Source organism: Natrononativus amylolyticus, from assembly GCF_024362525.1.
Classification (GTDB): domain Archaea; phylum Halobacteriota; class Halobacteria; order Halobacteriales; family Natrialbaceae; genus Natrononativus; species Natrononativus amylolyticus.
Map to the genome: position 1 here is coordinate 186,559 of NZ_CP101460.1, position 26,962 is coordinate 213,520.

A 26,962-nucleotide genomic window follows, 5' to 3' on the forward strand; every position below is an offset into this window, starting at 1 on the left:
AGACGTCGACCGCAAATTCGTGGCTGTCGCCGACGGGGACTGCCACACTCGAGCGATCGATTGTCGAATAGTTCTGTCCGACAGTATGAGAGACGTACATGGGATTACCTCGGGTGGGTTGCATCTGGAATCGGTTCTGCGTCTGTACTCGGTGGCTGGCTGGCCCCGGCAATGGCGTTGACGATGACGGTCGTCATGTCACAGGTCTCCGATAAGAGCCGCTCCCGGCGGCGCTGCCACGTCGACGGCGGCTCCTCGAGTGCGGTCACGGCGGTCGCGAACGCCTCCGCTCGCGCGTTTCGCCCCCGGACGTTGAACACCAGTTCGAACTCGTCCTCGAGTTGGTGGGTGGCTCGTCGCTCGCAGTCGCTGACGTACACCGTCGGCGTGCCGAGAACGGCGCTCTCGACCGCGGTCGTCGACCGCTCGGTCACGACGAGGTCGGCGCAGGCGAGGGCGTCGTGTACGCGGTGGGCGTCGAGGGAGCGTCGCCGCCGCTCGAGCGGCTCCGGAAGCGGCGTCTCGGCGGCGATCAGCACCGTCGCGCCCTCGCGCTCGAGTCGCTCGACGAACTCGAGGGTTTTCGAGGGCTCGTCGTCCTCCCAGGAGGCGAGCGTCGTGAGCACGAGCCGGTCGCCGGGTTCGGCGTCCGGCGTGAGGTCCGCCCGGAGGCTTCGATCGGGCGTGAACCGGTTCGGGTGGAGGTACGCCAGCTCGTGGTAGCTCCGGTGGCGGATCACGCCCGCCGTCGACTCCGTCTCGACGCGGCGAGGGACACAGACGGTGTCCACGAGCGGTCGGGTGAGCCGGCCGAGGAGCGTCGTCCGGTCGGTGTCGCTGAACACGACGCTTCGAGCGCCGACGAGCGACGCGACGTGGGCGACTGCGCTGGCGTTTACGGCGCTGAGCACGTCGGGCTCGAGGCGGCGGGCGTGTTTCAACAGCCGCGTCTCGTACTCGAGCTGGCTGCGCGCCGGCTCGCCGAGACGGTCGCCCGTCCCTCCCAGGCCGACGTGGGGAATCTCGAACCGCTCGAGCGCCTCCAGGACCGCGGGGCGCTCCCGCGCGAAGACGCACACGTCGTGATCGTCGGCCTCGAGCGTCCGGATCGCGTGTCTGAAAAACCGAACGTGGTCTGCGCACTCGACGGTGACGATGACTCTCACGCGCGGTTCACCCCCGGAATCTGACTGGTCGCTCCGGTAGCACCGACGACGGCCGGGGCTGATCGGTGGAGCCCGCCCGTCGCGGTGCTGTCGTCGCTCATATCTGGTTCTGTGCCTGGAGGGTCTCGGGCAGTGGCAGGTGCTCTCCCGGCGCGCCGACGACGAGCGTCTCCGGGGGGACGTCCTCGGTGACGACGGCGCCGGCGGCGACGAACGCGCTCTCGCCGACGGTGACGCCGGGGAGGATCGTCGCGTTCGCGCCGACGGAGACGCCGTCTTCGATCGTGGGGCCCTCGAGATCGACGTCCTGGCGCACGGGGTAGGGGTCGTTGGTCAGGACGGCGTGGGGGCCGAAGAAGACGTTCGAGCCGACCGTCGTGTCCGTCGGGACGTAGACGCCGGACTGGATGGAGACGTTCGATCCGATTTCGGTCGTCCCGTCGATGACGCTACCGGTGCCGACGAGGACGTCGTCGCCCATCCGCGTCGCCTCGCGAACGAGGGCGTTGTGCCCGGTCGTGAAGCCGTCGCCGATCGTGACGTCCGCGTAGACGATGGTACCCGCACGAACCGTCGCGTCGTCGCCGAGGCGGGCGGGCTCGCCGAAGTGATCGTAGCCGTAGCCGACGGTCGCGCCGTCGTCGATCGCCGCGTTCTCTCCGGTGCTGTAGGTCATCTCACTCACGCTGTCTCGGCGTCGCTCTCGTCGCTCGGCTCCTCGTCCGCCGACCGGTCGGTGCCGGTCGCCGACGAGATGTTCCTGAGGATCGCTTCGTTTTTCGCCTGGCCCCATCTGGGGAGTCGTTCTCTCGTGGACATCGGTCGATCTCTCACACGGAGTCGTGCGAGCGTTACCCCGTTCTCCTCGCGGAACGGGCTTTATTATCGAGCTGGTAAGCCGACCGCCCTCGGCCCCTTAGTCAGTTAATACGGATAGACCGTCTGCGTGATCTATCGACGCCGGCGTTCCGCTCAAACGAGGCCGAAAACGGGCGGTTCGTTCCCCGGATTAAGCCCTGCACAAGCCGTCACTCGCCCGAATTGGGCCCGATCAATCGTGTGGAACCCCCGCCGTAGCTGTCCAGCCTGGAACCCGAGACCGGCGTCCGTCGACCGCTCTCTGGGAGTCGTCGAGCGCAACGAAAACAGTAGACTGGCCCGTGTCGTCGATCAGTGGTCGATCCCGCCGACGACGTCGGCCTCGAGCGGCTCTGCCTCGAGGGACTCCTCGGCGGGCGTCGCCGAGTCGCCGGTCATCGTGACCTCGATCGCCTGGGCCAGTCGCAGCGCCCGGAGTCCGTCTTCGCCGGTCACCCGTGGCGGGCGGTCCTCGCGGATCGCCTCGACGAAGTCGGCGATTTCCTCTCTGAGGGGTTCGCTGTTCTGGACGGTCAACCGCTCGACCAGGTTCTCGTGTCGGTACCTGACGTTGCCGTTCTCCTCGATGAACTCCGGCATCGAGTGGCGGTGGACCTCGACCGACTGGTCGATGTAGTCGATCTCGACTCGGCACTCGCGGGCGTTGATCGAGAGCGTCCGGACCTTGCGCTGGGTGACGCGACTCGCCGTGAGCCGTCCGACGGTGCCATCGTCGAAGCGCAGCGTCGCGTTCGCGTAGCAGCCGTCGTCGGTCGCGGTTCCCTGGAGTTCGGTCACGTGACTGTCGATCAGCCCCGAGACGACGTCCAGGTCGTGGATCATCAGGTCCATCACCGCCGAGTCGTCGATGTGTCGTCCCGGCGGCGGGCCGAGGCGCTCGGCCTCGATGGCGATCACGTCCAGGTCGTCGACGAACTCCGCGACGGTCTGGACGGCCGGGTTGTACCGCTCGACGTGACCGACCTGAATCTGGACGCCCTTCAGCCGGGCGAGGTCGATCAGTTTCTGGCCCTGCTCCGGATCCTCGACGAACGGCTTCTCGACGAGGACGTGAACGCCGGCTTCGAGACACTCGCGGGCGGTTTCGTAGTGGAACTGGGTCGGGACGGCGATCGAGACGACGTCGGCGGCCTCGAGTAACTCCGCCTTCGAGAGCGCCGCCGTCTCCCGCTCGCGGGCGACCTCGCGGGCGCGCTCCTCGTCGACGTCGTGGATGCCGACGAGTTCGACGTCGGAGAGCTCCCGGTAGACCCGGACGTGGTTCTGTCCCATCGACCCGGTGCCGATGACGCCGGCTCTGAGCGGGTCGTCGCTCATCGGACGCTCACCTCCGTGAACCCCGCGACCGCGTCCGCGATCCGGTCGACGTCGTCTGCGTCGACGCCGGGGTGCACCGGCAGCGAGACCGCGCGCTCGGCGAGGTCGCGCGCGACGGGGATCTCCGGATCGAACCCGTCGTAGGCCGGCTGGTCCGGGATCGTCGTCGGGTAGTAGACGCCCGTTCCGATCCCGCGATCGTCGAGGTGCGACACCAGCCGGTCGCGGTCGTCGGTTTTGATCGTATACTGGTGGTAGACGTGGCGGTACCCCTCCGGCACGACCGGCGTCTCTACGGGCGCATCGGACAGGCGCTCGTCGAGTGCGGCCGCGTTCTCGCGGCGGGCCTCGTTGAACGCGGGCAGGCGCTCGAGCTGGGCCCGGCCGATCGCGGCGGCGATGTCCGTCATCCGGAAGTTGTGGCCGACGTCGGCGTGCTCGTAGGCGTAGGACTCGCCGTCGACGCGCCGGCCGTGGTTGGTGTACCGGCGAGCCCGGCGCATCACGTCCTCGCGGTCGGTGGTGATCATGCCGCCTTCGCCGGTGGTCATGTTTTTGGTGGGGTAAAACGAGAAGCAGGCGGCGTCGCCGAAGCTGCCGACTCGCTGGCCGTCGATTGCGGCCCCGTGGGCCTGGCAGGCGTCCTCGAGGATCGCGAGGTCGTGGTCGGCGGCGATCTCGGCGAGTGCGGGCATGTTTGCGGCGAGTCCGTAGAGGTGGACGGGCATGATCGCCGCGACGTCCTCGCGGGAGCGGACGACGGTTCGAACCTGCTCCGGGGCGAGCGCGAACGTCTCGGGGTCGACGTCGGCGAAGACGGGGGTGGCGCCGGCCAGACGGATCGCGTTGGCGCTGGCGACGAACGAGAACGGCGAGGTGACCACCGCGTCGCCCTCGCCGACGCCCAGCGCGACCAGCGCGGCGTGCAGCGCCGTCGTCCCGTTCGAGGTCGCCACGCCGAACTCCGTCCCGCAGTAGTCGGCGAACTCGCCCTCGAAGGCGTCGACTTCTCCACCGGCGGCGAGCGCACCGGAGCCGATGAGTTCGTCGACGCGCTCGCGTGCGCGGTCGCTCACGGTCGGATCGGCGATCGGGATCGAGTTCATGTCTCCACCCGGTGCCACCGCGTTGGTCTCGTCGCCTCCCCACCGCTGGTCGGTCTGTCGGCGTTCGACACTGGCGTTGCGCTCATCTCTTGGCACTCCGTCCGTTCACGGGGCGCATTATTATCGCCCATATAAGGTGAATTTTTGTTTCGGCTAGGAGCCCCCAAAACGTTGAATCCAACTGAAATGGTCGCCCGATCCGGCGGCAAACGTTCCCTAAACCGTTTTCGGCGGTCGTTCGTCGGTTCCCGCGTCGATGGCGGCCTTATCTCGTCGATAATGAAGGGACCTCCGACGTATGAACGTGTCAGAAGCCGACTGACCGGCTCGAGAGACACCATGACAGGAGATCACTCGTCACTGACCGCGGCGATCGCCGACGCGTCCGCCACGCGGGGGTTCGCGCATCGACCGACACCTGACACGGCCGCCTCGAGCGGCACGGAGGCGCTGGTATAAATGTCCGACGCGATGCGGGACGCGCTCTCGGAGGGTGAGCGCGAAGAGAGCGCGACCGATACGGTCTGCGTCGTCGGAATGGGGTACGTCGGACTGCCGCTCGCGGTCGCGTTCGACCGGCGCGGGGCGGACGTGATCGGCCTCGACGTCGACGAGTCGAAGATCGACACCCTCGCGAGCGGCGTCGACGCGACCAACGAGATCGGCGACGAGACCATCGCCGACGGCGAGATCGAGTACACCACCGACGCCGCGGCGGTCGCCGACGCCGGCTACGTCATCGTGACCGTGCCGACGCCGGTCGACGACCAGCACAACCCCAACATGGACTACGTCGAGGCCGCCGGTCGCTCCATCGGGGCTCACGTTCGACCGGGCACGACGGTCGTTCTCGAGTCGACCGTCTACCCGGGGGCGACCCGGGGAATCCTGGTGCCGGCGCTCGAGGAGGAGTCCGGTCTCACGGTCGGCGAGGACATCCACGTCGGCTACTCGCCCGAGCGCCTCGCGCCGGGGACCGAACACGGTCTCGGCGAGGTCGTCAAGATCGTCTCCGGCGAGTCCCCCGAGGTGCGCGACGATCTCGTCCGCCTCTACGAGCAGGTCGTCGACGCGGGCGTCTACCCGGCCCCCTCGATCGAGGTCGCGGAGGCGGCGAAGGTGTTCGAGAACGTTCAGCGCGACATCAACATCGCGCTCGTCAACGAGCTGTCGATCACCTGCGACCACCTCGACCTCAACACCGCGGAGGTCCTCGAGGCCGCCGAGACGAAGTGGAACTTCCACGACGGCTACCGGCCGGGACTGGTCGGCGGCCACTGCATTCCGGTCGATCCGCACCTGCTCGCTCACCGCTCGGAGAGCGAGGGCTACTCGCCGAAGCTAATCCTCCAGGCGCGTGAGATCAACGAGTACATGCCGAAACACGCCGCGGAGCTCACGATCAAGGGGCTCAACCGCTGTGGGAACGTGATCCGGGACTCGCGCGTGCTCGTGCTCGGACTCGCGTACAAGCCGAACGTGGGTGACATCCGAACGTCGGAGGTCAGCGGCGTCATCGCCGAACTCAAGGAGTACGGCGCGGAGGTCGTCGGCTACGACCCCCACGCCGACCCCCACGCCACGACCGAGGCGTTCGACATTCCGATCGCCGACCAGCTCAGCTTCGACGGGTTCGACGCGATCGTCCTCGCGACCGGCCACGACGAGTTCGCCGCCTTCGACCTCGAGGCGATCGCGGACGCGCTCAACGACGACCCGTTCCTGATGGATATCGCGGGTCTGTACGACCGCGACAGCGCGACCGAAAGCGGCTTCGCGTACGACCGCCTCTAGGCCGATCCAACCGGATCGTTTCGTCTCGTTTCTAACCGTTCAGCGAAGCATACAGCCCGTTTGAACGGACGTACCGCTTCAGTTTGGTTTACATACCTCGCTCTCGTCGCCGCACGAACCTCAACCGGGTACAATCCTGCCGGTTCGGTGGATGAATGTTGTCGTCCGTCCAGTTTCCGCCTCCGTCTTGCCTCCGTCAGACATCGCAGTCGAATCGACTGCAATGAACGGAACGAATTCGTTACTCCACAGCTAACACCGCTGTTAGTCTATCTATAGTAATGGGTTGTGGGCGTCTGTGTTGCTATCATGTCCGTGCACCGTTCGCCGTCTCGAACAGTCGTCACGGACAATCGACCATGACACGATACGGAACTACCGCCGATCGGGCTGTACCGACCGCCGAGAAGGGTGTCTGTTCACAGCAGCGTCGGCGTTCCGTGTCCGAGACGGCACGAGCGAACACGGTGCGAACGAAGGTGACTACCTAATGTGTGGAATTATCGGCCGCGTCGGAGACGGGGATGCTATCGACACGCTCCTCACTGGACTCGAGAATCTCGAATACCGCGGCTACGACTCCGCCGGCGTCGCCGTCCAGAACGGCGCCGGCATCAAGGTGCAGAAGCGCTCCGGAAAGGTACAGGAGCTGAAAAACTCGATCAACGGCGCGCCGCTCGAGGGCCGAGTGGGTATCGGCCACACGCGCTGGAGTACACACGGACCGCCGACCGACGAGAACGCACACCCCCACACCGACTCGACGGCCGACGTCGCGGTCGTTCACAACGGGATCATCGAGAACTACGCGACGCTGAAGACCCAACTGCGCGAGCAGGGCCACGAGTTCACGAGCGACACCGACACCGAGGTCATCCCCCACCTCATCCAGCAGTACCTGGACGAGGACATGGAGAACGAGGCCGCGTTCCGCCGCGCGATCGAGCGCCTCGAGGGGAGTTACGCCGTCGCGGTCATGTTCTCCGGCGAGCACGTCATCTACGCGGCCCGTCAGGGGTCGCCGCTGGTCGTCGGCATCGAGGACGACGAGTTCTTCCTCGCCAGCGACGTCCCGGCGTTCCTCGAGTACACCGACAGCGTCGTCTACCTCGAGGACGGCGACGTCGCGATCGTCGAACCCGACGGCGTCGAGTTTACGGATCTCGACGGCAACGCGATCGTTCGCGAGCCCGAAACCGTCGACTGGGACCCCGAACAGGCCGGGAAAGGCGAGTACGACCACTTCATGCTCAAGGAGATCTACGAGCAGCCGACCTCGCTCTCCCAGGCGATCGAGGGCCGGATCGACCCCGAGACCGGCTCGATCGACCTCGACGGTTTCCCCGCCGGCACGTTCGAGGGCGTCGACAGCGTCCAGTTCGTCGCCTGCGGGACGTCCTACCACGCGGCGCTGTACGGCTCGCTCACGCTGACTCAGGCCGGCGTCCAGTCGACCGCGCTGCTCGCCAACGAGTACAGCGTCTCCGCCCCGCCGGTCGACGAGAACACGCTCGTCATCGCGGTCACCCAGAGCGGCGAGACCGCCGACACCCTCAGCGCGCTCCGAAAAGCCAGTGAGAACGGCGCTCAGACGGTCACCGTGACCAACGTCGTCGGCTCGACCGCCTCGCGGGAGGCCGACGACACGCTGTTGATCCGCGCCGGTCCCGAAATCGGCGTCGCAGCCACCAAGACGTTCTCCTCGCAGGCGGTTATGCTCACCCTGCTCGGCCAGCGGATCACCGCCGACGTCCGCGGGGAGGAGTCGGTCGGCGACCTCTCGCCGCTGCTCTCGGATCTCGAGCGGATGCCCGATCAGATCGAGTCGGTGCTCGAACGCTCCGCCGCCCGGGAGATCGCCGAGGAGTACGACGGCAGCCAGTCGTACTTCTTCATCGGCCGCGGCCTCGGCTTCCCGGTCGCCCTCGAGGGCGCGCTCAAGTTCAAGGAGATCACCTACGAGCACGCCGAAGGGTTCGCCTCCGGCGAGCTGAAACACGGCCCGCTCGCGCTCGTCACCCCCGACACGCCGGTGTTCGCGGTGTTCACCGGGGTGGAAGACGAGAAGACGCTGAAGAACGCAGAGGAGGCCCAGACCCGCGGCGCCCCGGTGATCGCGGTCTGTCCGGAGGGCCACCCGGCGACGGACATCGCGGACGCCCACCTCGAGATTCCCGAGGCGGACTCGGATCTGGCGGGACTGCTCGCGAACGTCCAGCTCCAGCTCGTCTCCTACTACGCAGCCGACCTGCTCGACCGTCCGATCGACAAGCCGCGAAACCTGGCGAAGAGCGTCACCGTCGAGTAACGGGTCGGTGTACCGGTCGAACGATCACCGTTAGATCGCACCTCGAGTCGGCGTCGTCGTCCCGTTAGAAACGCGCGTTCGTCTTGCGTTTCGACAGGTACGTCCTCGAACTGATAGCCCGGACTGGCGCCGACCTCGGCTGTTTATCGACCGCGTCTTCGCCGGAGGGCCGTTTTCGAGCGCGTCTTTCCAGCCTCGAGGCGCTGTCGGAATCCCACACAACTGTCGGTTTTCACTTGTCCTGGTGAAAAGGGAGCGCGACTGTGACACGGGATTCGACCCTATTTGCGACGGCGTGATCGATCAGTCCAGGGGATAGATTCAGTGACCGGTACGCGCTCGTTCCGAACGAGCTTTCGACGAAAAAGTTGCTCCGCTACTGAGGCGGGTCTGCGGAGTCACCAAAGCCGCTGCCGTACGTTTCGATAACGTCCGTGATAGTGACTTCGTACGCATCGTACCACTCTGTCCACCGCCGTTTCGCCGTTCTGTGGTCTGAATCCGCTCCGAACGCCTCGAGCGCGTCCAGCGACTCCCAGTAGTAGACGACGAGCACCTCGTCACTCTCCGGATCGGTCCACGTTCGTTTGCCGAGATACCCGTCCGTGTCTTCGGCAGCCGCTTGTACCGCGTCGTTCAACTCGTGGAACTCCTCATCGTACTCCCCCGGATCAAGCCGGAACGTGACGAGATACATCGATACCCGTCCAATCGCTCACGCAGTCAAAAAGGCCTTCTACGTGAACGCGAGAACGCATCTCGCATACTCTTCGGATCGATATGCAGATTCTCTTCCGGATGGTCCATCACCTTCAGAACGAAATACCGCGGTACGGCGCACTGCAGACGTCCCCTCTACTCAGCAGACCGTTTGTATCAATCCGGTTCTCGAGGCGAATCGGTCTCCGATACGTGGCCCTCGGCAAATCCAATTCGACGGAGAAACGCTACTACGATCCGGCGCGGTCGATCGGCCGGCGGCGTGGCCGATACCGGTACACTGACCCCCTCCTCGAGGGGACGAACACCGATCTCGTCGTCTCGGACTCGCTGGGACCTCGCGCGTTACGACCACGTTCCACCGTCGTCCGAGTCGTTATCTGCGTCGTCGTCCGAGTCGTTATCCGCGTCATCGTCTGCGTCGTCGTCCGATTCGTTATCCGCGTCGTCGTGTCCCGGTGGTTCGTCGTCGTGTCCCGGCGGCCCGTCGTCGCCCTCGTTCGAGTGGACGAGCTCGCCGTCGATGTAGATCTCCGCGTCGCCGTCGAGTCGGTGTAACTCGACGTCGCCCTCGAACTGGTAGGTGTGACTGTTCGACTCGAGCTCCCCGCTTGCGGTCGTGCCGTCGACCGACGCCTCCGAGTCGGTCTGTGAATCTCCCGGCTCGAGGGCGTCTTCGACGCTAAACTCGTACGCGACGGCGTTGGAACCGGTCGCTTCGATATCGAGGGTGTGGGCGAGTTCGTCGTCCTCTTCGTCTCCGTTCCCGGACTCATCGGTTCCGTCTCCGTTCTCGTTGCTGTCGTCACCGTTTCCGTCTTCGTCACCGGATTCGCCGTCTCCCGAGCCCTCGTCATCGGCGCTGTCGTCACCGCTCTCGTCTTCTCCGCGCTCCTCGCCGTCACCTTCCTGGTCACTCTCGTCCTCGCCGCCGGTGTCGTCGGCCGCCTCGTCTTCGGCATCCGGTTCGTCGTCGCCGATAGCCGGGAACCCGGAGTCGACGATGCCGCTTGCACCCACCGAGAGGGCGACACCGACACCGAACAGCACGATGCCGAACAGGATCAACCCGCCGTGAATCCCGCTAAATGACTGGTCTCGCCCGGTTCGTGCGTCTTCGGCAGTATCTCGAGTGTGCATGAGTTTTCACTCCGGATATCGTAGCTTTCTACCGGTCGCGGTCGACGGTTTCGCCGGGTGTGGTGGTGGCGCCGACGTCGAGTCTGAGGCCGGGCGTGAGGCTGGTGTTGATGCCCGTTTTGACCTCGTCGCCGGCGACGACGCCGAATTTGCGCCGCCCGGTCGCGGTTCGTTCGCCCTTGACGGTGAACTCGATCGTCTCGTCGTCGTGTCGGAGGTTGGCGACGGTGGTGCCGGCGCCGAAGTTGACGTCCCGGCCCAGCACGCTGTCGCCGACGTAGGAGAGGTGGCCGACCGTCGCACCGGGCGAGAGCACGCTGTTTTTGATCTCGACGGCGTGACCGACTTTTGCGCCCTCGCCGAGGAGGGTCGCGCCCCGAATGTAGGCGTTCGGGCCGACGGTGGCGCCCTCGCGGATCAGCGCCGGTCCCTCGACGACGACGCCCGATTCGATCTCAGCACCCGACTCGACGACGACGGGACCCTCGAGGCGGGCGTCCTCGCTGACTTCGCCGTCAATCCGCCCCTCGAGTTCGCCGAGTTTCCACTCGTTGGCCTCGAGGAGTTCCCAGGGGCGACCGACGTCCATCCACCGCTCGAGGGTGACCGGGGTCACCGCGTACTCGTCGATCACCCGCGCGAGGACGTCCGTGATCTCGTGTTCGCCCCGGTCGCTCTCGGGCACCTCGAGCCACTCGGCGGCGTCGGCTGGGAAGGCGTAGGCGCCGGCGTTGGCGAGGTTCGTCGGCGGCTCGCTCGGTTTTTCGACGATACCGGTGACGGTCCCATCGATCGTGCTGAGCACCCCGTAGTTCCGGGGATCGTCGACCTCGAACGCGCAGACGGCGGGAGATTCGGCGAACAGCCGGTCGATCGCCGCCTGGTCGTAGAGGTTGTCGCCGTTGAGGACGGCGAACGGCCCGTCGATGTGCTCGCGGGCGGTGTTGACGGCGTGGGCGGTCCCGGCTTGTTCCTCCTGAATCGCGTACTGTATCGGAACGCCGCGGTAGCGGTCGCCGAAGTGATCCCGGACGGTGTCGGCCTCGTAGCCGATTACGAGCACGACCTCCGTCGCGCCGGCGTCTATCGCCGCGTCGACCGTGTGGGCGACCAGCGGCCGGTCGGCGACCGGGAGCATGGGTTTCGGAAGCGACGCGGAGAGCGGTCGAATGCGCGTGCCTTCGCCCGCCGCGAGAACGATAGCTTTCATCGATACACTCACTCGAGTCACGGTACGCATAATTATACGGTTTATAACCCCGAGACCGCAGATATCGGCGCTTTCAGAACGTCAGCCTATCGACAGTCGGGCTTCTTCGGAGCGTACGTATCAACGAACGGGACAGTCCCTTCGGTGTGTATCCCGTTCGTGAACCCTCTCCCCCGCTTCGGGTCGATTCAATCGATCGTCCGCGCCTCGAGCGTGGAACGTGATGCCGGGTATGGTCCGTTTTCGCCGCCGCAGGCTGGCGGTAGGTGGGGACATCCGATCGCCGTGTACGCGGCCGGTCGGACAGACGTATAACTCCTGATTACGTTCTCGCAATCAGTAATTTCCGCCAGACGTGACCGCTATACTCTATTTCTCTGTACATTCCTTCCCGGACCATTCCGACTGTTGTCCCAATTTCACAACTCTCCCGTCTGGCGTTATGTTGCTTATAGTAAATACTCTACTGTCGCTATGCAGTGATGATGTCGACGGAACCAACCAACGCGAAGTGGACGCCGATGACTGCCACGCAGCAGACGACCGCACCCCGCTGTATCAACTGCGACAACCAGGTCACTCGTCAGTTCGCACGCGTGTTCGGCGACAACCGCGACGTCGTCCACGCCTGCCCGGAGTGTTCGACCTACCGGGAGATGAAGACCGCCGACTACATTCCCGAGGAAGTCCGGTAGCCCTCCGTCACCGCTGACGTCGTTATCCTGCCGGCGTGCCGTTCGCGTCACCGTAGAGCGCTATCGGTCGGTCACCGACGCGATAGCTCGACGGGTTACTCCGTCGATTCCGTAACGATTTCTCGCGCGTCGTCGTACAGCGACTCCGCCGTCGCCTCGTCTCGAGCCTCCGCCGTCACGCGCACGAGCGGCTCCGTCCCGCTCGCGCGGAGCAGAAACCAGCCGCCGTCGGTCCCGACCCGGACGCCGTCGAGCGTGTCGACGTCGTCGTAGCGCTCGAGGACGGTTTCCTCGACGGCCGCCATGACGGCGGCTTTATCCGTGACCTCGACCGACGCCCGTCGGATCGGGTAGGTGTCGATCGAGGCCGCGAGCTCGGAGAGGGGGCCACGGTCGGCGACGAGTTCGACGAGTTTACAGGCGGCGAGCGGGCCGTCCGGGCAGAGCGTTTCCGCCGGCCAGATCCAGGCGCCGCTGGGTTCGCCGCCGAAGCTCACGTCGGGTTCGGTCGCGCGTTCGGCGACGTAGACGTCGCCGACCTGGGTTCGAGTTACGTCCGCGCCGACCGTCGCGAGCGCGTCGTCGACCGCGAGGCTCGTATCGACGGGGGCGGCGATCCGCTCGCCGTCGCTCGCGGCTTCGCGAGCGAACAGCGCCAGCAACGAGTCTTTGGGGACGAACGCTCCGGTTTCGTCGACGGCCATCATCCGATCGGCGTCGCCGTCGTGGGCGATGCCCAGGTCGGCGTCGGTTTCCGCGACCATCGTCATCAGCGTCTCGAGCGTTTCCCGGTTCGGCTCGCTGGGGCGCCCGGGGAAGCTGCCGTCGGGCTGGCCGTTCAGCGTCCGGACCGTACAGCCGAGTTCGTGAAGGACCGAGGCGGTGATTCCGCCGGTCCCGTTCCCGACGTCGACGACGACGTGTGGCGGCTCGTCGATCCGGACGGCCTCGCGGAGCGTGCGTGCGTGGTGGTCGATCGCGCCGTCGCGGCGCTCGCGCGATCCCAACCCGTCCCAGGACTGGAGATCGTACTCGCTCTCTTCGATCCGTCGCTCGATGGCGTCGCGCCTGCCGGGTCCGAACGCCTTCCCCGAGGGCGTCCAGAGTTTGATCCCGTTGTCCGTCGCCGGGTTGTGCGAGGCCGTCACGACGACGCCCGCGTCCGCCTCGAGCCACTCGATCGCGCGCGCGATCGTCGGCGTTGCGGCGACGCCGACGTCGATCACGTCTGACCCACACTCGCGGACCCCGGCGGCGAGCGCGTCGGTGAGTAGTTCCCCGCTCTCGCGGACGTCCCGGCCGACGACGATTCGGTCGTGGCCGTCCGAGGCGACCGCCCGCCCGACCGCCAGCGCGAGTTCGGCTGTCACGTCCGTCCCGACAGCACCGCGTATTCCACTCGTTCCGAACATACCCGATACTCACGGCGGTGTCGGGTTAATATGTATGCACTAAGGACTTCCTTGTAATCCAATTCCTGTTTCTGTGGGCGTTTTCGGCACATTTCATTCGAACGAGACGCTATACATATTCATTCTTCGAGTCGACGCGATCGCTTCTGACCGGTCGAGGAGCGGTTCCTGAAACGATGAATAACTGCATAAGGACCGATGATTGCACCAGATTAGCCGTTTAGCGGCATCCTATATTTCTAAACGGTAGGTGGTGTACTTATATCGTACTCTGTTACGACTGAGTGAGGAGATTCCAGTGCACGATTTGACCGGTTTCCAGCGCGATCTGATGTTCGTCATCGCAGGAATGGAGTCGCCGAACGGCCAGGAGATCAAGAAAGAACTCGAGGTGTCCCAGGGTCGTGAGATCCTTCACGGGCGCCTGTACGCGAACCTCGACACCCTCGTCGAAGACGAGTACGTCGAGAAAGGCGAGCTCGATGGTCGCACGAACCGCTATACGATCACCGACAAAGGCAAGGAAGCGATCGCCGCCCGCTACGACTGGCAGACGGAGTACGTTTCCCCGGACGCAAAGCCCGCCAAACTGTAGCGACCATGTCCTAGATCAATGAGCGCGACAAACCACGACGCTGACGTCAGTACGGATGCGGACACGAACACCGAGTCGGCCGTCTCGGAACTGCCGCCGAGTGCGAAGCTCGTCTACAAAGTTCTCGAGTACGAAGGCTCGATGACCCAGGACAGTATCGCGACCGAATCGCGACTCTGTCCGCGGACCGTCCGCTACGCGCTCGGAAAACTCGAGAACCAGGGGATGGTAACCAGCCGCGTCAACCTGAAGGACGCGCGCCAGTCGGTGTACCAGCTCGCCGAATAACCGTTTCAGCTCGTTCTTCGCAGCCCTCTCTACTGTCGCCAGCGGTTGCTATCGACGTTTCGTTGTTTCGTTCGATTCGTCGCGGGGCGACGGTCCACGCTCGACAGGTGGCGGCCCCGTCCACGAAGCGTCGGGTCGTCCAGCTGTCGTCGCGGTTACACCTCTCTCGATCGTCCTCGCGTTGCTGGCAGTGCACCGCCGTCGCTCGCGTCCTCCTCACGCGCCGATCTCGCGTCGCAAAAAACGGTGTCCGGCGGCTACAGTAACAGTGCGACGATCGCCAGCACGATGAAGATCAGCACGAAGATCCGTGCGATCCCCATCGTCACGCCCGCGACGCCGCGGGCGCCGACGGCTGCGGCGATGATCGCCAGAACGAAGAACACGATCGCCAGCCAGAGGAACTCACCGAGCATCGTCTCGCCTCCGCGTGGGTGGCGCTGCTGTCGGTCCGATACGTCCGCCGGTGTGCTGGCGTTTGGGTGCCATACGACCATCCCAACAGCGTGGCCCCCCTTCGTTATCTGTTTGATAGTACCGCCCGTTCGGGTTCTATGAGTCTCATAAGAGTGCTTTCGAATGTACGTTCTTCGCCGACGCTCTATCGATCAGGAGCGATCTCGCACTCGCTTTCCGCGGGCCGCGGCCTCCTGGGTCGGTGTCGTCTGCACGAACAAGTTACCGACGTGATAATAAGGTGGTCGTCGGTGCCAGAGAGCGTATGTCCACGCGAAGCCTCCTGCCGTCGCCGCGGACGGACAGCCGGTTCGTCGCGAAGACGCTCCGAACGCTGCTCTCGAGCCCGCTGTACGCGCTGTTGATCCTCCTCGGGAGTCTGGTCGGGCTCACCACGTTCGTCGCCTCGCTCAACCTCGACCTGTTCCGGTTCGCGCTCCTCGAGGCGACGCACCTGCCGGCGACCGATCGGTTCGCGATCCTCCTCGAGCAGTACCCGTTCGTGGGTCCGATGTTCGACCCGCTCACGGGGGCACTACTCGTCGTCTCCGGTATTCTCTTCGGCGTCAACCTCTCGATGCTCGTCTATCACTTCCGACAGGAGCGAGTGACGCTGCAACGGGGGTCGGGTAGCCTGCTCGGGATCGTTTTCGGGACGCTCGGCGCGGGCTGTGCCGCCTGTGGCACCGTCGTCCTCGCGGCCGTGCTCTCGGTGTTCGGTATCGGCGGCGCCGCCGCGTTGCTCCCGTTCGACGGCCTCGAGTTCGCGGTTCTCGCGTTGCTCACGCTCTCGCTGTCGATCTACTGGCTCGCCGACGGCATCCGGAGCGCGGCCGTCGACGGCTGTCCGCTGTAGCCGTCGCTCGCCCCGGTCACCACAGCTTCTGGTAGCGGTCGATCAACAGATCGAGACCGAACGCGCCGCCGGTGATCGTGTAGTGGGGCTCGAGTCGCGGATTGAACTTCGCCTTGTACCGGTTGATGCTCGGGACGCCCGCCCCGACGAGGTCGTATCGCTCGAGGCCGTCGCGCAGGCCGTCGCGCATGACGTACCAGTCGAGCAGGTCGTTGATCGAGAGGTCGACGTCGGCGTCGGGCTTGACGCCGCCCTGCCAACGGTAGCGGGTCGTCGCCGACTCGACGACGAGGATGCCGCCGAGGAACTCGCCGTCGGCGCGACAGGTGTACGGGCGAACCGCCCCCTCGGGGAGCTTCTCGTACAGCGAGCGGGCGAACGCCGGGGAGAGCTGGAACGGCCGGTCCTGGCTCTCGTATCGCGCGCGCACCTGCTCGACGATCCGGTCGACGTCGTCGCCGTCGCCCTCCTCGACGACGTACTCCTCCCGATCCGCGTTCCGGACGTTGCTCCGGGCGTCGCTGCTGAAGCGTCCGAGCAGCTCCTCTTCGGTTCCCTCGAGGTCCACGACGTAGGTGTAGCCGGGGCGGACGTCGTAGTCGTTCCAGGTAAACGGCCGGAGGTCGTCGAACTCGGCGGCGACGAACTTACAGTACAGTGGCGAGAGCTCCGCGTCGATCCACTCGAGACAGCCCTCGACGAACCGCCGGGTTCGGCGGTCCGCCTTGCGCTGTTTGAGCTTGTCGACGTTCAGCAGCGACGGGCCGAGGTAACACGACCAGGAGTACGGCGCGGGGGAGAACACGCCCGTCAGCGGCCCCTTCGAGTACTCGAAGACGGGAAAGAGGCCGACGGCCTCCTGTCCCTTGAACCCGGCGAGCAGGTAGACGGTCGTTCCCGTGTCTTCGGCCTGCAGCGCCAGCGCCTCGGCCCGGTAGAACGGGTTGGTGCCGTCGGCCCGTTCGACGTACCGGTTCCACTCCTCGGCGTCCGCCCGACAGTCGAGTTCCCTGATTTCGACGCTCATCGTCAGAGGTACCCCAGATCCGAGAGCCGGTCCTCGACGGCCTCGTCGTCGGTCGCGGTGATCGGCTCGGGCTCGTAGGCGGGGTACTCCGCCCGCTCGCCCGGCTCGACCGCCGGAAGAACCGTCCCGTCCATCTCCGCGTCCACCGGGACGTCGAACAGCGAGCAGATCGTCGGCGCGACGTCGAAGATGGTCGGCGAGCCGAGAGAGACGGACTCGTCGAACGCCGGCCCGGTGGCGCAGACGACGCCCGTCCGCTTGTGGTTCCAGGGCTCGACCGGGTCGGCGAACCGCTCGCCCTCGAGACCGCCGACGATCGCGTTGTCGAACGCCGCGGGCACCGTGAGAATATCGGGGCCCCGGTCGAGTTCCGGGCCGTCGAAGTACGTCTCCCTCGGTTCGACCGCCTCGAACATCGCCTCGCCGTCGGGGGTCTCCACCGCCGAAAGCTCGTCGATCAGCGCCGCGCGAACCGCCTCGTACTCCTCGGCCGACACCCGGCCGTTCGGTTCGCGGCCCTCGAGGTTGAGCCGAATCCCGAGTTCGCTCTTCGAGCGAACGTACGCCCGAGAGTTCGGAAAGTCGACCTGTTCGCTGCCCGCCCGGATCATGTCGTTTGGCACCCGCCGGCCGATCGGCTCCTTGAGCCCGACGAGATCCAGCGTGTTCGCCACCCGCTGGGTCGTAACTCCGAACTTCGCGGCGACGTTCATCGTTCGCTCGAGCGCGCTCGGGTCGTGATCACCGGCGTCTTCGCCCTCGAGGAGATCGTTCTCCCAGGCCCGCGACCACGTGGGCATTCCCTCGCCACCGCTCTGTGCGCTGACGTCGCCGCGGTCGCGGAGGAACTCGTTGACGCGGAACTCGTAGCCCTCGACCGGACCGATGCCGTGGTCGCTCACGACGAGGACGTTCTCAGGCTCGAACGCCTCGATCGTCTCTCTCAGTTCGCGGTCGACGGCCCGGTACACCGCCTCGATCGCGCTCTTCTCCCCCGGCCGCTCGTGAAACACGGAGTCCGTCTGCTGGAACTGAACGAACCCGAAGTCCGGAGCGAACCGCTCGAGCAGGTAGCGAAACGCCGCGCCCCGGAGTTCGATCGTCCGCTCGTACCCCTCGATCGACTGATCCGGTTCCGGCCCGCTCTGGGGGTAGATGCGGTAGTCGCCGCAGGCGTCCTTGACCTCCTCGAGGATTCCTTCCGGGTGACAGTCGGGATCCTCCGGAGCGGTCATCCCCGGGATGAGCGCGCCGTCGAACGGCCGGGCGGGGTGGGTGACCGGTACGTTGACGACCACGCTCGAGAGCCCGTGATCGCTCAGCAGCTCCCAGACCGCCCGTTCGCGGACGTGCGTCGCGTTGACGACGTCCCAGTCGTAGCCGTCGAACGCGAGGAAGTCGAAGACGCCGTGTTTGCCGGGGTTCTTCCCCGTGTACATCGAGGGCCAGGCGCTCGCCGTCCAGGGCGGAATCTGTGACTCGAGCGGCGCGTGCGTCCCGTCGTCGAACAGTCGTTCGAGCGTCGGCGTCTCGCCGGCCTCGAACAACGGTGTGAGAACCGGTAGACAGCCCGCATCGAGCCCAACGACGAGGAGGCGAAGATCGTCGTCCGTAGTGTCCATAGACGTCAGATCCGTTCTCCCGGGCTTTGTTATGCGACGACTGGACGGCGGTAGGCGGTGGCTTACCGGGCGGCGACCGCTGCCGTCGAAATCGACTCCCGCCCGGTAAGCAGTGCCTGTTCGATCGTCGATCGCAGTACCCTGTTCATCACTAAGACGTCGCCGTTCCAAGAACGTATCATATGCGCGTACCGTCTGCAGCTATCTCCGCCCCCGCGATTCCACCATGATCAGTGGAACGCCCTCGCTGTTCGTCTGGTCGCTGTCGGAACCGCGCCCGAAGGGACTCGAATCGTTCGTCGAGCAGTACGCGCGCGCGTACGAGTATTACGGCTCCGGAAAGGCGGCCCTACACGACGGCATGCGGATGCTTACGGACCCCGGAGAGAACGTTCTCGTCCCCTCGTACCTGCCGGATGCGGTCGTCGAACCGTTTCGCGAACTCGGCCTCGAGGCGCGATACTACGCGGTCACCGACGACCTCGCCCCCGACCTCGACGACCTCCAGCCTCGAATCGACGACGACACCGCGGCCGTCATGTCGGTGAACTACTTCGGGTTTCCACAGCCCGGCCTGGACGCCATCGCTGACCTCGCAGCCGACCACGACTGCTACCACGTCGACGACAACGCCCACTCGGTTCTCAGCGTCGACGACGGGACGCTGCTCGGCACGCGCGGTCACCTCGGCATCGCGAGCCTCTGGAAGCTCCTCCCGGTTCCGAACGGGGCGCTCCTGTACCTCAACGACGAGTCGATCGCCCGTCGGTTCGAACCGTCCGGCCTCGCCGGGACGAACGCTCGGATCGACAGCGACGACTGGCTGTTCGTTCTCAAGTCGTTCGCCGTCGACGTACTCAGTACGAATACGGTCGTCAAACAGTCGGTCGACGCGTTCGTCTCCACGAACGGCTCGGTGCGGGCGGCGTCGGAACCGTTCGCCCGCTACGAGGCGGCGAAGGCGCCGATGTCGAAACTCGCCGCCCACGTCGTCGCCGACGCGGATCCGGAGGCGATTCGGGCGGCTCGCCGTCGCAACTACCGCTGCTGGCGGCGGCTCTTCGAACCTCGAGGGGACGTCGAGATACTCTACCCGGAGCTGCCGGCCGGAATCTGTCCGCAGGTGTTCCCGGTTCGCGCCGACGACCCCGACCGACTGCTCACGGAGCTCGCCCGCTGTGGCGTCGACGGCGCTCACACCTGGCCGCGGCTCTCGGAGACCGTCCTCGAGGACCCCGCACTCGAGACGGCCGCCGCGCTCTCGGCGGCGGTCGTCGTTCTCCCCGTCCACCAGCACATCGTGACCGACGACATCGAGGCCGTCGGACGCCGGCTCGACCGCTGACCCCTCTCGTACGGACCACTAAACCGGTTCCGGGCACCGGCGAACCGTCCTGCGGTTGTGCCGCTCCATCGGAACAGCAGCCCGTCTCAATCGGCGTCGGCCGTCGCCAGCATCGCGAGCACGTCGTCGTCTACCCGGTAGGCGTGCTCGTCGGTTCGATCGAGAATTCCCCTGGTTCGCAGCTCGGAGAGCAGGCTCTGGACGGCGACGGCCGAGCGATCGACCCGCGCGGCGACCGCAGTCGTCTCGAGCGGCCCCGATCGAATCAGTTCCGTGACGACGGTTCGAGCGGTCCGTTCGGTACACCTCGAGTTCTCGCACGCGTGGGAAATCCGATCGCGGACGGCCGGCAACTCGAGCAGCTCCTCGAGCTGTCGCTCTTCGTCGACGACGAGCTCCTCCGCCTCCTCGTCCGCCACGCTCGTGTAGCCGAACTCGATTGCGGTGCCGTCTCCCTGGATGATCCGCTCGCCGCTTTCCGCGTCCGCGCGCGCCGACCGCAGCCGCTCGAGTCGGTGTTCGAGCTCTCGAATCCGGCTCCGGAGGCGGTCGTTCTCCGTCTCGAGGGAGTCGACTCGCTCCCCCCGGGCCTCGAGTTCGTCGGCGAGGCGCCGTCGTTCGTCGCTGAGTTCGTCGCGTCGCTCCTCGAGTTCGACCAGTTCGTCGTGGAGCCGGCGGACCTCCTCGCCCGTCTCCGGAAGCTGGGTCTGTATCGACTCGGGGTTGCTGAGGGCGTCTGCGAGCTGGGTCGCCGCGTTCGAGATGTCCCGCGCCGAAGAGAGTTCGTCCTCCAGCGACTCGATTCGCTTCTCCCGGTTCTCGAGCTTTCGCTCGAGTTCTTCGACGCGGCTCTCCTCCTGTTGGGTCCGCTCGCTGATCTTCTCGAGGTCGCCGACCAGTGCGTCAGACACCGACTTGAGGTCCGGCCGCTCGAAGTCGTCGAGGCCGGGGGTCGCCCCGGCGTCGAAGGTGCGCTTGCGCCGGAACTGGACCTTCCGGACGTCGACGTCGGTCCAGTCGGTCTGGACGTACGCCTGGCCGTCGTCGAGGTCGGAGACGAGTTCGGCGTACTCGGTGTCGATGATCCGGCCGACGACGTTGGTGTCGTTCTCCCAGGTGAGCCGGTGCCAGACGAGCCAGTTCGCCTGCGTGATGAAGTCCTTCTTGACGTCGGCGGGTCGCTGGCTGATCCCGAGAATCCCGAGCCCGTGTTTGCGCCCGCGCTTGCCGATCTTGATCAGCAGCTTCCCCGTCTCGCCGAGACCGCCGCCCTCCGGGATGTACTCGTGGACCTCCTCGACGACCAGCAGGAACGGCTTCTTGAGCTTCTTTTCTTTGACGAACAGCTGGCGCGCCGTCTCCCGGAGCAACTCGTCTGCGACCTCCTCGTCGAGGTAGCCCGAGACGTCGAGGATGACGGGGACGTTCTCCTCGAGTGCGAGCGACGCCATCTGTTCGGCGTGTTCGGGACCGATCTGGATGTCACACTCCTCGTCGGCGCCCGCGTGGAGCATCTCGTACTCCTCTTTCAGCCCGTAGTACTCCCCGTCGGTGTCGACGACCAGCAGCGGGTAGCCCGACTCGAGCAGTTCTTCTGCGATCACCGACGCCGTGTTCGACTTCCCCGACCCCGATTTGCCGGTGACGAACCCGCGGCCGGTCAGCAGTTCCACGACCGGCAACTGCACCTCGTCGCCGTCGTTCGCCTCGCCGACGGTGATTTCCCGTCGCTCGCTCATCGACCCACCCCGATCACGCACACGTTCATTCTATCAGTACTCTTCTGATACTGTACCTTGAATATTGGCCTCACTAGAGCGTTCCTGCGCTCGACCCGTCCACCCGGTCCACGCGAACAGCGATTGGCTTCGACCGTCCGAACCGCTCGGGCATCGTACACCGTGTACACTGTTTGAACGGCTTAGACTGCTCGAGATGCTCGCATTTCAACTCGCCGTCCTCGCGGATTCTTTCGCTCCGTCCCGCGACCTCGCTAAGAAGTGTACACCTTCTGCACAGTTCGATGTTAGTACTCTCCTCGAGGTGTTTTTCGACCTATTCGGTTTTCCCGGATAGAGCGAGAATTCTACACTTCCTAAACAGTGTATAGTGTCTGAACATTCTGAACGGCGTCGACCTCTCGAACGGTCGACACCGTTTCCGCTAAGGTTAAGGGTTTTCGACTGGTCGGTTCGCGTGGTATTCGCCGGCCGGGGAATTCGAAGAATGTCTACACGGTTTCCACGGTATCGACTGTGTGAACGGCCCACGACGCTCGAGCGGTGCCGACGGTCCGAACTGCGGAATCTGCGCGGATCGTTCACACGGCCTGCACAGTGTGGGCAGTCTACACGGCTCTCGAGGATTTGTACGAGTGAACGCCGACTCGAGCGCCGTTCCAGCGGACGGTCTTCGCCGTCCCGGCTGTTTCCACAGTCTACACAGTGTACACATTGTAAACGTTCTGAACCGTCGAAACGGGCCGGACCGTTTTGGCGGGGCTGGCGACCGAGGTGTCCCAACGAATGACTTCACCACGCGCCGTCAGCGTCGCCCTCCAGAAGGGCGGCGTCGGCAAGACGACGATCGCGATCAACCTGGCAGAACGGCTCGCTAACCGCTCGAACGACGTGCTGCTCGTCGACCTCGACCAGCAAGGCAACGCGACCGAGGGGGTCGGCCTCGCCGAGGCGTACTCGAGCGACCGCCACCTGGGCGACGTTCTCGACGACAGCTCCGACACCGAGCCACGAGATATCATCCGGTCGGCGGGCTCGTTCGACGTCCTGCCGTCGAACGAGGACTTAGATAGCGTCGAGAACAGTATCCGGAGCGCCACCTTTGGCGAGCTCTGGATCCGAAACGAGGTCGTCGACCCGATGCTCGAGGACGGCTACGACTACGTCGTCGTCGACTCGCCGCCGAACCTCGGCCCGCTCGCCGACGCCTCGCTCATCTCGACGCAGAACGTCATCGTGCCCCTGCGGATGAGCGAACCCAGCGTCAGCGGCTTCGAGCGGATGTACACCCAGCAGATCCAGCCGATTCGCAAGGAGATCGACCTCGACATTCTGGCGATCGTCCCGAACTCGCTGGCGGGTGACAACGAGGAAAAGCGCATCATCGGCGACCTCGAGCGCTCCGAGTTCGGTCAGTATCTGCCCGAATTCGCGCGTGCGGCGCACTTCGACGACCCGGGCTCGCCGGGGCCCGGGCTGCGCGAGCGCATCGCGTTCCGGCGGGCGTGGCGGGAAGGGGTGCCCCTCGCCGAGCACGACCCGGAGAGCGACATGCTCGAGCGCCTGGACGAACTGGCGGCGATCGTCGAGCGCGGAGGTGTCGCCGATGCCTGAGGACAACCGCTTTGCGGGGCTGGGCGAGGCGGTCGACGAGGACGGGGCCTCGACCGGCGACGAGGTGACCTTCGAGGACGAAACCACCGAGCCGGCCGAGGACGACGACCCGGCGGCGTTCTCGTTCGACGAGACGACGAAGAAGACGGTGTACGTCCGCCCGGACTCGGTCGACGAACTCGAGGACGCCCGTGCGCTGGTCGATGCGAAGCTTCGGACCGAACACGACGTCCGAGACCTCACCGGCCGGGAATTCTACGATGCGGTGTTTCGGCTGGCGGCGGCCGACACCGACGAACTGATCGACGCCGTTCTGGACGCGCGCACGGAGTCGTGCGGCGAGTGAGAATCGCCACAACACTCTTGTATTTTGAACAATCAGTAGGGAACTGCCTGTTCCCACAGGCCGGACCACGCTGCGTTGGTCGCGCTGGGTGGTCTCTGTGCTCATTGGGGACGCGGTTCGCCCGCGTCCTTTTCAGACGGGAGTTAGCGTGTGACACAGTGGGGGAACGGTTATGTACTGTCACCCGAATGTACAGTGTACCGAATCGCGCACTGTCGCGATCACGACCGATATGACCCCGTCCACACCGCGTCCGACCGTTCACCCGACGTCCACCACCGTCGGGAATCGGTCGCCGAGTTCCGGACGCCACGGGTATCGTGGCGCCGGACGTCGTGGACGGGTCGTCCGCCGGTCGCTTCGCTCGATCCCCGCGCGTGGGATCGGCCTCGACTCCGTCCGCGCCGCGTAGGCCCCTTCTCTGGCCGGACGGTCGTCCCTCCGCTGGACGTGCAGTTTCGTCGCGTTCTCGTTCGGTCAGCCAGGGCCTCGTCCCCTCCGTGTGACAGGCACACGCGGGCTCGCGCCCGCTGCCCGAGTTCGACTCTCGGCGGAGGCGTTATGGATCACCAACCGATCACCGTCGTGGCGACGCTAACCGTCCGCGTCCCGCTCAACGCGAGCGGTAGCCTCGTCGACGGCGCAGTCCGAACCCTCGAGCGAACCCCCGCCGTCGAAACGGTCACCGATCCCGACGTCCGCGGGCTCGCGCCGGCGCTGAACGAGACCACCGTCGACCTCCGTGCGCGCGTCACGATCGCCGTCGGCGACCGCGGCGAAGACGTCGCCCTCGCGAGACGCGAACTCGAGGCCGGCGTGGGCGTCACCGACGTCGAAATCCTCGAGGTCGGCGACGACGGGCCGCTGCTTCGGGCGACCCTCGAGTAGCCGATGCCCGCCAGGTCACGCCGGGACGCCGGGAACACCGGTTATCGCTGCCCGAGCAGCGCCACCGCGACGCCGGCCAGCAGGACGAGACAGAGCGCGATCATCCCGCCCTGGGCGGCGACGGCGACCGCGCTGTCGACGCTCTCGCCGGAGACGAGCGCGACGATGTCGCCGACGGCGCGGGCGCTACCGCCGATACCGAGCACCGCGAGCAGACCGAGGCCGTAGACGGCGATCCGGTCGCGGTCGGTGTTGAGCCCGAGCTGTCCCAGCCCGACACAGAGGATGCCGAAGAAGGCGGGGATGAGCGCGGTTATGCTGGCGAAGTCGGTCAGCACGTAGGCTCCGACGCCCAGGAGGACCAGTGCGAACCCGATGGCGACACCGAGTTTCAGCGGTCGGTCATCGACAGTTGTCATACTTCGGTAGTTGACAGTGAGGCGGAGTATAGTTTTCCCTCTCGGCCGACCGTGCGGGACCGGCGCGGTCGGCTACTCGTCGCGCTCGACGGTCCGCTCGCGCACCGTCATCCCCTTGCGGCCGAGGTGCTGGAGCTGTCTGCGGGCGAACTCCTCCTCTCGAGAGCCGCGGGTCGCGAGCACGTAGACGAGCGCGCCCCCGACGGGCCGCATCGTTCGCCCGGCGCGCTGGGTTCCTTGCCGACGGGAGCCGCCGAGCCCCGACGCGACGACCGCGAGGTCCACCGCCGGTAGGTCGATCCCCTCGTCGCCCACCCGCGAGATGACGAGCAGGTCGCGCTCGCCCCGCCGGAGCTCCTCGAGCAGCCGGCGGCGCTCGTGGTGGGGCGTCTCGCCGCTGAGGAAGGGGACGTCGAGGGCGGCGGCGAGCTCCCGGCCCTGCTCTAAGTAGTCGACGAACACCAGCGCCGTCGCGTCGGGGTGGGCCGACAGCAGGTACCGAACCTCCTCGATTTTCCCGGGGTTTTCGGCGGCGATCCGGTACTTCTCGCGGCCCTCGGCGGAGCCGTAGGCGTTTCGGCTCTCCTCGTCTCCCCACGGCACGTACCGGATCTCGAGTTCGGGCTCGGCGACGAACCCCGCGTCGAACAGCGCCTCCCAGTCGGTGCCGATCGGCGGGCCGACGAGGGTAAAGATCTCCGCCTGGCGGTCGTCCTCGCGGATCGGGCTGGCGCTGAGTCCCAGCCGGTGGCGGGACTGGAGGTGAGTGCTTCGCCGGTAGATGTCGCTGGGGACGTGCTGGCATTCGTCGAAGATCACGAGCCCCCACTCGCGGTCGTCGAACAGCGAGCGGTGGCGATCCATCCCGGCGATCTGGTAGGTGGCGATCGTCACCGGCCGGATCTCCTTGCGCCCGCCGTGGTACTGGCCGATTTGCTCGCGCTCGAGCGTGGTGTGTTCGGCGAGCGCGTCGGCCCACTGGCGGGCGAGGTCGCGACTGGGGACCAACACCAGGGTTTCGCCGCCCACGTGGGCCATCGCGCCCATCGCGGCGATCGTCTTTCCGCTGCCGGGCGGGCCGACGAACACCCCCTCGCCCTGCTCTGCGAAGCGGTCGACCCAGGTTCGCTGGTACTCGCGCAGGCCCACCCGCAACTCGAGCGAGAGCGCCTCCCCGCGCGCTAAGTCGCGGTCGTCTCTTACCGGATACCCCGCCTCGTACAGGATCCGCTTGATCGCCGCCTCCGAGCCCTCCCGGACCCAGTCTTCGGTTTCGGAGATCGGCGCGTGGACGTGTTCTTCGTCTAGCTTCTGGCGGGCGACGTTGCCCATCACCTCCGCGCTCCGGGCCTCGAGCACCGTGTACCCCTCCGGGTGGGTGACGAGCCGGAACTGGCGGGCGCGGTCCCACTGGCTCTCGACCCACTCCTCGAGCGCCTCGGACCGCTGGCCGAGCGCCTGGCGCATCGTGCGCGCGAGCGCGTCGAAGGAGTCGTGGGGAGCCTGCCAGACGTCCTCCGGGCGGACGACGTAGCGGTACCCAGCCTCACCGTTGGTATCCGCCAGGTGGGCGAACTGCGAGAGCTGCGCTCGAGTGAACTGGTCGGGTCGGTCGACGACGATCTCCCGGCGCTTCGGGAAGACGAGGACCCGCTCGCGGTCGGTGAGGTCCTCGAGTTCGCTCGGGTACCAGACAACCGGATCGGTCGACACCGACAGCCGCTCGAGGTCGCCGGTTTCTGCGAGGGACTCGAGGGCCTCGTGGGCCTCGTGCTGGGAGCGCTCGAGCGCTCTGGCGACGCTGGCGGCGGTGACGACCGGCCGCCCCTCGCGCTGGCAGACGTCGTGAAACGCCGCGAGCGAGAGCCAAGGCTCCTCGCCGTCACTCTCGTCCGAACCGGCCACCCCGCCGTCGGCGTCGCCGGCCGACTGCGCCGGTTCCGGCGGCCGGTCTCGCTCGTCGTTCGCCTCGGCTGGGTCGTCGGTCACTGGTCGTCGTACTGCCGTCGTACGTAAACTG

At 66.1% G+C, this 26,962-nt stretch carries 25 protein-coding genes; 10 read left to right on the forward strand and 15 right to left on the reverse strand.

Annotated elements, in window-relative coordinates; genetic code table 11:
- Positions 1–104 precede the first annotated feature (104 nt).
- The 5 genes from NMQ11_RS19845 to NMQ11_RS19865 form a co-directional block, all read right to left on the reverse strand.
- Entirely contained in the window at positions 105–1,166 is a 1,062-nt protein-coding gene (locus NMQ11_RS19845) for a DUF354 domain-containing protein (protein WP_255171648.1), read from the reverse strand.
- 97 nt (positions 1,167–1,263) lie between these two features.
- Positions 1,264–1,842 carry an acyltransferase gene (locus tag NMQ11_RS19850; RefSeq protein WP_255171649.1) on the reverse strand — a complete coding sequence of 193 codons (579 nt, stop codon included), beginning with the start codon at positions 1,840–1,842 and terminating at the stop codon, positions 1,264–1,266.
- A 5-nt stretch (positions 1,843–1,847) separates the two neighbouring features.
- The gene (locus NMQ11_RS19855; RefSeq protein ID WP_255171650.1) at positions 1,848–1,985 is read right to left on the reverse strand and encodes a hypothetical protein; all 138 of its coding nucleotides are present in this window, start codon (positions 1,983–1,985) and stop codon (positions 1,848–1,850) included.
- 351 nt (positions 1,986–2,336) lie between these two features.
- Positions 2,337–3,362, reverse strand: a complete 1,026-nt coding sequence (locus NMQ11_RS19860) for a Gfo/Idh/MocA family protein (protein ID WP_255171651.1) — start codon at positions 3,360–3,362, stop codon at positions 2,337–2,339.
- Entirely contained in the window at positions 3,359–4,468 is a 1,110-nt protein-coding gene (locus NMQ11_RS19865; protein ID WP_255171652.1) for a DegT/DnrJ/EryC1/StrS family aminotransferase, read from the reverse strand. Before NMQ11_RS19865 ends, NMQ11_RS19860 begins: the two co-directional genes overlap by 4 nt.
- Before the next feature lie 459 nt (positions 4,469–4,927).
- On the opposite strand from NMQ11_RS19865, the gene NMQ11_RS19870 reads away from it, so the two are divergent.
- Together NMQ11_RS19870 and glmS are read left to right on the forward strand one after the other, a co-directional pair.
- Positions 4,928–6,262: a nucleotide sugar dehydrogenase gene (locus NMQ11_RS19870; protein WP_255171653.1), complete on the forward strand. Its 1,335-nt coding sequence runs from the start codon at positions 4,928–4,930 to the stop codon at positions 6,260–6,262.
- 490 nt (positions 6,263–6,752) lie between these two features.
- Complete coding sequence (gene glmS, locus NMQ11_RS19875; RefSeq protein WP_255171654.1) at positions 6,753–8,570, forward strand: glutamine--fructose-6-phosphate transaminase (isomerizing); 1,818 nt, start codon at positions 6,753–6,755, stop codon at positions 8,568–8,570.
- A 376-nt stretch (positions 8,571–8,946) separates the two neighbouring features.
- Here glmS and NMQ11_RS19880 read toward each other — a convergent pair whose 3' ends face one another.
- The 3 genes from NMQ11_RS19880 to glmU form a co-directional block, all read right to left on the reverse strand.
- Positions 8,947–9,267 (reverse strand): antibiotic biosynthesis monooxygenase family protein, encoded by a 321-nt coding sequence (locus NMQ11_RS19880; RefSeq protein ID WP_255171655.1) that lies wholly within the window; start codon positions 9,265–9,267, stop codon positions 8,947–8,949.
- 368 nt (positions 9,268–9,635) lie between these two features.
- Positions 9,636–10,430 carry a DNA polymerase V family protein gene (locus NMQ11_RS19885; protein ID WP_255171656.1) on the reverse strand — a complete coding sequence of 265 codons (795 nt, stop codon included), beginning with the start codon at positions 10,428–10,430 and terminating at the stop codon, positions 9,636–9,638.
- Between the two features lie 28 nt (positions 10,431–10,458).
- A complete protein-coding gene (gene glmU, locus NMQ11_RS19890; RefSeq protein ID WP_255171657.1) occupies positions 10,459–11,640 on the reverse strand; it encodes a bifunctional sugar-1-phosphate nucleotidylyltransferase/acetyltransferase in 1,182 nt (393 codons plus the stop codon).
- A gap of 485 nt (positions 11,641–12,125) precedes the next feature.
- On the opposite strand from glmU, the gene NMQ11_RS19895 reads away from it, so the two are divergent.
- The gene (locus tag NMQ11_RS19895; RefSeq protein WP_255171658.1) at positions 12,126–12,335 is read left to right on the forward strand and encodes a DUF7563 family protein; all 210 of its coding nucleotides are present in this window, start codon (positions 12,126–12,128) and stop codon (positions 12,333–12,335) included.
- A 95-nt stretch (positions 12,336–12,430) separates the two neighbouring features.
- Here the strand turns inward: NMQ11_RS19895 and glmM are convergent, their stop codons facing one another.
- The gene (gene glmM / locus NMQ11_RS19900; RefSeq protein WP_255171659.1) at positions 12,431–13,747 is read right to left on the reverse strand and encodes a phosphoglucosamine mutase; all 1,317 of its coding nucleotides are present in this window, start codon (positions 13,745–13,747) and stop codon (positions 12,431–12,433) included.
- A 298-nt stretch (positions 13,748–14,045) separates the two neighbouring features.
- Between glmM and NMQ11_RS19905 the strand changes: the two genes are divergently transcribed.
- Positions 14,046–14,342 carry a PadR family transcriptional regulator gene (locus tag NMQ11_RS19905; protein WP_255171660.1) on the forward strand — a complete coding sequence of 99 codons (297 nt, stop codon included), beginning with the start codon at positions 14,046–14,048 and terminating at the stop codon, positions 14,340–14,342.
- A gap of 18 nt (positions 14,343–14,360) precedes the next feature.
- A complete protein-coding gene (locus NMQ11_RS19910) occupies positions 14,361–14,630 on the forward strand; it encodes a helix-turn-helix domain-containing protein (RefSeq protein ID WP_255171661.1) in 270 nt (89 codons plus the stop codon).
- A gap of 257 nt (positions 14,631–14,887) precedes the next feature.
- On the opposite strand, the gene NMQ11_RS19915 is transcribed toward NMQ11_RS19910, so the two are convergent.
- Positions 14,888–15,046 (reverse strand): DUF1328 family protein, encoded by a 159-nt coding sequence (locus NMQ11_RS19915; RefSeq protein WP_255171662.1) that lies wholly within the window; start codon positions 15,044–15,046, stop codon positions 14,888–14,890.
- Between the two features lie 305 nt (positions 15,047–15,351).
- On the opposite strand from NMQ11_RS19915, the gene NMQ11_RS19920 reads away from it, so the two are divergent.
- On the forward strand, positions 15,352–15,942 hold the full coding sequence (locus tag NMQ11_RS19920) for a hypothetical protein (RefSeq protein WP_255171663.1): 591 nt from the start codon (positions 15,352–15,354) through the stop codon (positions 15,940–15,942).
- 16 nt (positions 15,943–15,958) lie between these two features.
- Here the strand turns inward: NMQ11_RS19920 and NMQ11_RS19925 are convergent, their stop codons facing one another.
- Positions 15,959–16,969 (reverse strand): lipid II:glycine glycyltransferase FemX, encoded by a 1,011-nt coding sequence (locus NMQ11_RS19925; protein WP_255171664.1) that lies wholly within the window; start codon positions 16,967–16,969, stop codon positions 15,959–15,961.
- 2 nt (positions 16,970–16,971) lie between these two features.
- On the reverse strand, positions 16,972–18,591 hold the full coding sequence (locus NMQ11_RS19930) for an alkaline phosphatase family protein (protein ID WP_255171665.1): 1,620 nt from the start codon (positions 18,589–18,591) through the stop codon (positions 16,972–16,974).
- A 226-nt stretch (positions 18,592–18,817) separates the two neighbouring features.
- Between NMQ11_RS19930 and NMQ11_RS19935 the strand changes: the two genes are divergently transcribed.
- Complete coding sequence (locus NMQ11_RS19935) at positions 18,818–19,936, forward strand: DegT/DnrJ/EryC1/StrS family aminotransferase (RefSeq protein WP_255171666.1); 1,119 nt, start codon at positions 18,818–18,820, stop codon at positions 19,934–19,936.
- An 86-nt stretch (positions 19,937–20,022) separates the two neighbouring features.
- Here the strand turns inward: NMQ11_RS19935 and NMQ11_RS19940 are convergent, their stop codons facing one another.
- Positions 20,023–21,675 carry an ATP-binding protein gene (locus tag NMQ11_RS19940; protein WP_255171667.1) on the reverse strand — a complete coding sequence of 551 codons (1,653 nt, stop codon included), beginning with the start codon at positions 21,673–21,675 and terminating at the stop codon, positions 20,023–20,025.
- Between the two features lie 786 nt (positions 21,676–22,461).
- On the opposite strand from NMQ11_RS19940, the gene NMQ11_RS19945 reads away from it, so the two are divergent.
- The 3 genes from NMQ11_RS19945 (at position 22,462) to NMQ11_RS19955 (ending at position 24,523) form a co-directional block, all read left to right on the forward strand.
- The gene (locus tag NMQ11_RS19945; protein ID WP_255171668.1) at positions 22,462–23,289 is read left to right on the forward strand and encodes a ParA family protein; all 828 of its coding nucleotides are present in this window, start codon (positions 22,462–22,464) and stop codon (positions 23,287–23,289) included.
- On the forward strand, positions 23,282–23,635 hold the full coding sequence (locus NMQ11_RS19950; RefSeq protein WP_255171669.1) for a DUF7970 domain-containing protein: 354 nt from the start codon (positions 23,282–23,284) through the stop codon (positions 23,633–23,635). The genes NMQ11_RS19945 and NMQ11_RS19950 overlap by 8 nt, the downstream gene beginning before the upstream one ends.
- A 561-nt stretch (positions 23,636–24,196) precedes the next feature.
- Complete coding sequence (locus NMQ11_RS19955) at positions 24,197–24,523, forward strand: hypothetical protein (protein WP_255171670.1); 327 nt, start codon at positions 24,197–24,199, stop codon at positions 24,521–24,523.
- Between the two features lie 41 nt (positions 24,524–24,564).
- Here NMQ11_RS19955 and NMQ11_RS19960 read toward each other — a convergent pair whose 3' ends face one another.
- Both NMQ11_RS19960 and NMQ11_RS19965 read right to left on the reverse strand, forming a co-directional pair.
- The gene (locus NMQ11_RS19960; RefSeq protein ID WP_255171671.1) at positions 24,565–24,942 is read right to left on the reverse strand and encodes a hypothetical protein; all 378 of its coding nucleotides are present in this window, start codon (positions 24,940–24,942) and stop codon (positions 24,565–24,567) included.
- Between the two features lie 72 nt (positions 24,943–25,014).
- Entirely contained in the window at positions 25,015–26,931 is a 1,917-nt protein-coding gene (locus NMQ11_RS19965; protein WP_425607727.1) for a DEAD/DEAH box helicase, read from the reverse strand.
- Positions 26,932–26,962 lie beyond the last annotated feature (31 nt).

What these genes read in the sequence shown, in the direction of transcription:
- NMQ11_RS19850 (WP_255171649.1), bottom strand. Translation starts at nt 1,842, where the DNA reads ATGACCTACAGCACCGGAGAGAACGCGGCGATCGACGACGGCGCGACC.
- NMQ11_RS19855 (WP_255171650.1), bottom strand. Translation starts at nt 1,985, where the DNA reads ATGTCCACGAGAGAACGACTCCCCAGATGGGGCCAGGCGAAAAACGAA.
- NMQ11_RS19860 (WP_255171651.1), bottom strand. Translation starts at nt 3,362, where the DNA reads ATGAGCGACGACCCGCTCAGAGCCGGCGTCATCGGCACCGGGTCGATG.
- NMQ11_RS19865 (WP_255171652.1), bottom strand. Translation starts at nt 4,468, where the DNA reads ATGAACTCGATCCCGATCGCCGATCCGACCGTGAGCGACCGCGCACGC.
- NMQ11_RS19870 (WP_255171653.1), top strand. Translation starts at nt 4,928, where the DNA reads ATGTCCGACGCGATGCGGGACGCGCTCTCGGAGGGTGAGCGCGAAGAG.
- glmS (WP_255171654.1), top strand. Translation starts at nt 6,753, where the DNA reads ATGTGTGGAATTATCGGCCGCGTCGGAGACGGGGATGCTATCGACACG.
- NMQ11_RS19880 (WP_255171655.1), bottom strand. Translation starts at nt 9,267, where the DNA reads ATGTATCTCGTCACGTTCCGGCTTGATCCGGGGGAGTACGATGAGGAG.
- NMQ11_RS19885 (WP_255171656.1), bottom strand. Translation starts at nt 10,430, where the DNA reads ATGCACACTCGAGATACTGCCGAAGACGCACGAACCGGGCGAGACCAG.
- glmU (WP_255171657.1), bottom strand. Translation starts at nt 11,640, where the DNA reads ATGAAAGCTATCGTTCTCGCGGCGGGCGAAGGCACGCGCATTCGACCG.
- NMQ11_RS19895 (WP_255171658.1), top strand. Translation starts at nt 12,126, where the DNA reads ATGTCGACGGAACCAACCAACGCGAAGTGGACGCCGATGACTGCCACG.
- glmM (WP_255171659.1), bottom strand. Translation starts at nt 13,747, where the DNA reads ATGTTCGGAACGAGTGGAATACGCGGTGCTGTCGGGACGGACGTGACA.
- NMQ11_RS19910 (WP_255171661.1), top strand. Translation starts at nt 14,361, where the DNA reads ATGAGCGCGACAAACCACGACGCTGACGTCAGTACGGATGCGGACACG.
- NMQ11_RS19915 (WP_255171662.1), bottom strand. Translation starts at nt 15,046, where the DNA reads ATGCTCGGTGAGTTCCTCTGGCTGGCGATCGTGTTCTTCGTTCTGGCG.
- NMQ11_RS19920 (WP_255171663.1), top strand. Translation starts at nt 15,352, where the DNA reads ATGTCCACGCGAAGCCTCCTGCCGTCGCCGCGGACGGACAGCCGGTTC.
- NMQ11_RS19925 (WP_255171664.1), bottom strand. Translation starts at nt 16,969, where the DNA reads ATGAGCGTCGAAATCAGGGAACTCGACTGTCGGGCGGACGCCGAGGAG.
- NMQ11_RS19930 (WP_255171665.1), bottom strand. Translation starts at nt 18,591, where the DNA reads ATGGACACTACGGACGACGATCTTCGCCTCCTCGTCGTTGGGCTCGAT.
- NMQ11_RS19935 (WP_255171666.1), top strand. Translation starts at nt 18,818, where the DNA reads ATGATCAGTGGAACGCCCTCGCTGTTCGTCTGGTCGCTGTCGGAACCG.
- NMQ11_RS19940 (WP_255171667.1), bottom strand. Translation starts at nt 21,675, where the DNA reads ATGAGCGAGCGACGGGAAATCACCGTCGGCGAGGCGAACGACGGCGAC.
- NMQ11_RS19945 (WP_255171668.1), top strand. Translation starts at nt 22,462, where the DNA reads ATGACTTCACCACGCGCCGTCAGCGTCGCCCTCCAGAAGGGCGGCGTC.
- NMQ11_RS19950 (WP_255171669.1), top strand. Translation starts at nt 23,282, where the DNA reads ATGCCTGAGGACAACCGCTTTGCGGGGCTGGGCGAGGCGGTCGACGAG.
- NMQ11_RS19955 (WP_255171670.1), top strand. Translation starts at nt 24,197, where the DNA reads ATGGATCACCAACCGATCACCGTCGTGGCGACGCTAACCGTCCGCGTC.
- NMQ11_RS19960 (WP_255171671.1), bottom strand. Translation starts at nt 24,942, where the DNA reads ATGACAACTGTCGATGACCGACCGCTGAAACTCGGTGTCGCCATCGGG.